Annotated in this window: 2 protein-coding genes and 1 pseudogene; 1 reads left to right on the top strand and 2 read right to left on the bottom strand. The window is 60.6% G+C overall.

The features are described 5' to 3' along the window. Positions 1–364 precede the first annotated feature (364 nt). Positions 365–988, top strand: coding sequence for a hypothetical protein (locus ACT4N8_RS12645; RefSeq protein WP_444858482.1), 624 nt, complete (start codon positions 365–367; stop codon positions 986–988). Positions 989–1,188: 200 nt separating this feature from the next. On the opposite strand, the gene ACT4N8_RS12640 is transcribed toward ACT4N8_RS12645, so the two are convergent. Together ACT4N8_RS12640 and ACT4N8_RS12635 are read right to left on the bottom strand one after the other, a co-directional pair. After that, positions 1,189–1,896, bottom strand: a complete 708-nt coding sequence (locus ACT4N8_RS12640) for a DUF6988 family protein (RefSeq protein ID WP_444858481.1) — start codon at positions 1,894–1,896, stop codon at positions 1,189–1,191. Positions 1,897–2,020: 124 nt separating this feature from the next. Further along, positions 2,021–3,112, bottom strand: a pseudogene (locus ACT4N8_RS12635) (Ti-type conjugative transfer relaxase TraA); the annotation flags it as partial.

Raw genomic sequence — 3,112 nt, 5'->3', positions numbered from 1 at the left:
CACCCAAGAATTTCCGGAATTCGCCTAGCCCGCCGCCCCGCTCGATGTTTAACTGAACCGTTCCACGCTCGATCGCCATTCTTCTTCTCCCCCTGTGTCGCTCTTTCTCGCTAGTTGGTGCCCGCGGCGCGGTCCACGCCAGTCCCCTAATACTTTACGGGAGCCTTTCGCGAAATAAGCCGCAGTACGATGTTTGGCTTGGCTCCGAAGCCCGATTGGCCGGCGGCGCGCGCGCTTTTGATGAGTCTCCGACTTTGTATCGGTAGCCGGTGTCCATTTAGCTGCTCTTCGTTCGGAAGGCCCCGGCACGGCATTGCGTGCAACCCGACAGGCATCTACGCGGCTGACAGATGGGATCTAGGATATGGCTGTCGAACGGCTCCGCGAAATTGTGTTCATAGCTGTCCGTACACTGTTCGCCCAAATAGAAGGCGGACGGGTCCGGTGCGAAAGCGAAGCCACCCTCCAGCTCCATCTGGGTCGGGTAATCACGACCGTTGGCGACCTCGCGCTAGTTCACCCACGCGAGACGTTTTCGATCGAGTTGGAAAAACCCCTGCCAGGAGCGAAGCGGGGTCGCATTGACATTTGGTTTAGGCTCACAAGCGCCGATGACCGGGAGTGTCGATGCGCCATCGAGCTGAAATTCTTCAAGAAGGCGAACCAGCGCGAGCCGAATAACCGCTACGAAGTGTTCAAAGACATCGCTCGCCTAGAGTGCTGCAAGGACGTGGCAGATCTAGGCTTCATGCTCGTTGCGACGGATCATCCCCACTACGTCGATCAAGAGGTCTATTCACCCGACACGCAGGATTTTGACCTACGACACGGCAAATCATATTTGGCTGGGAGGCAGATGGTCTACCGGACACCGAAGCCTCACGGACCCCCGATTACACTAACGCACGACTACAATTTCACGTGGACCGACGCGACCAGCCAACTCCGTTATATGCTGTTGGAGGTGACGCCCGACCTCGTTGTATGAGGAGGCGATGGTCAAGAAATTCCGCCTCTTAATCTGGCGCTGAGTGAGACGTAGGGCCAAGGGAAATGCCGAGAAATGTCGAAGGTGCTGCTCGTCCAAGGCTCGGGCGCTAGGCACGATGCTGACAGGGACGACCTTGGTCCGGGGATGCTGCGACTGCCCATCCAACGTGGATAGCGGCTCGGTAGCTTTGCTCCCAACTATGATGCAGCCTCGGTCTGCGGAGGCGCCGGCAGGACTGTGGAAGCACCGCTATCCATCATGGCCTGCGCTTCCTCGATAAGGTCGTTCTGCCCGGCCATCGCCGCGATCTCACCGAAGGCAATCAACGCCATCGTAGCTGCGAATTGTATGACTTCGAGAATGGCTTCATCCTCAAAGGAGGGCTCGATGTAATCGCCCTGAAGCCGATGGCTGACCTGATGGATGCCGCCATGAGTGTAGCCGTTCATCGCCTTCCACCCCTTGTCCTTGACGCTCGACAGGAGGTTGTCCTGGAATGGCGGAGCCGCTTCGAGAGCCTCAATCAACTCCCACATCATCGGTTTGATCTCGTCTTTTTCGACGAACGCCTCGATCTCAGTATCAGTCGCCCGATGGTGCAGCCAGGCGCCGCGCACGAAGCACTCGAACTCGCAGCGGACCAACGCGAATGCACTTGCGTAGTTTTTGGCAGCGACCAATCGGAGGATGCCCGCAGCGTGCTCCAGCGCCAGGTCGAAGAGCTGCGCTGGAATGCGATGGCGGTGATCCCCTTTTAACTCAATGCCATGAAGCTTCCGATCGATCCAGGCGAGCAGATCACCCGCCTTTGATATGCCCGCCTTTACCGCGTCGGATTGAGGTAAGTGTTGCATGATAGGGTTTTCGTTGTTGATGCCAACTTCTGCTGTCGCTTCGCCCGCCATGATCTATTGGAGAGTTTTTTCGCGCAACCCAATTGCCGATTTTGTTGCACGATTTTTGTCGCGCGCCGGCGACGGCGTTCCGAAGGCACCGTTAACTCCACGAAGGAGCGGCGTATAGCCGGCTCTACCGCCCCAAGCCGCGTCCCCTTCCCCAGCCTATCCACTGCGGCAGCGTCTGGGAAAGCGGCTTCTCCATAAATGGCGGCATGCCGAGATCACTGCTTCGCCGGCGCAACAGGGACTCGACCTGCGGGTCGCGTTCCAGGCTCTTTGCCATACCTGTCATCTGATCGGCGATGCGCCTAGCGCTCCCTTCATCTCCGCGCCGTTCGAACATCTCATGCCGGTCGCCGAGCTGCCGCCAGGTTTTCACAAAGTGATCTGCGCGGAATTGCGGATCGGTTCGGTGCCGGCGCTCCCACTCCATCGCATTGATGGCATTCCTGGAAGTGCCCGCTGCCGTCTCCCCGATCATCTGCATGTCGCGAACGAATGCCGCGCGGAGGTCGCGAGCCCCATCCGGCCTCACCGCGTCGAGCGCGTGACGCGCTGAGTCAAACTCGGCGCGCTGGGTGGGGAACTCTTCCAGTCCGCCTTCGCGCATCCGGACGATTTCCGCCGTTGTCCTGGCAAAGCGTACAACTGCCTCATGCAAGGAGGATCGCGAAGCGGGAGCCGCCCGCCCTGGCGTGGGTGGAACCCTCGGACCATCGAACATGTCGAGCTGCCGGGCCGGGCCAGCCGGCGCCGATAGAACAATCGCTCGCCGGTCGGCGAACTCCCGCGCATAATCCGAGGCCATATCCTTGCCCCGCTCGCGCGAGAGCGCCCGGACGAGCTTGCCCCGATCGGCGAAGTCGTCGCCGCCATAATGCAGGTCGACACGGTCGCGATGGCGGGAAAGCCCGACATAAGCGGCATGGCGATCCAGGCCAGGCGTCGCAAGCACGCGCACCCGATCAACCGTCACGCCCTGGGCTTTGTGGATCGTCGCCGCATAGCCGTGATCGACATGCGCATAATCCTTGAGGTCGAAGGCGACGGCGCGCCCGTCGTCGAGCAACACGGCCATCCGCACGGCGCTGACGCTCTCAACCCGGCCGAGCGAGCCGTTCTTGACGCCGAGGCCTCGCTCGTTCCTCAGGAACATGATCCGGTCGCCCGCCGCGAACTGCCGAAGCCCACGCTCCGCGCGGATGGTCACCTCCTCGCCGAG

The sequence above is a fragment of the Sphingosinicella sp. genome (assembly GCF_052387495.1).
Taxonomy (GTDB): Bacteria; Pseudomonadota; Alphaproteobacteria; order Sphingomonadales; family Sphingomonadaceae; genus Allosphingosinicella.
This window is presented reverse-complemented; position numbering and strand designations above follow the sequence as displayed.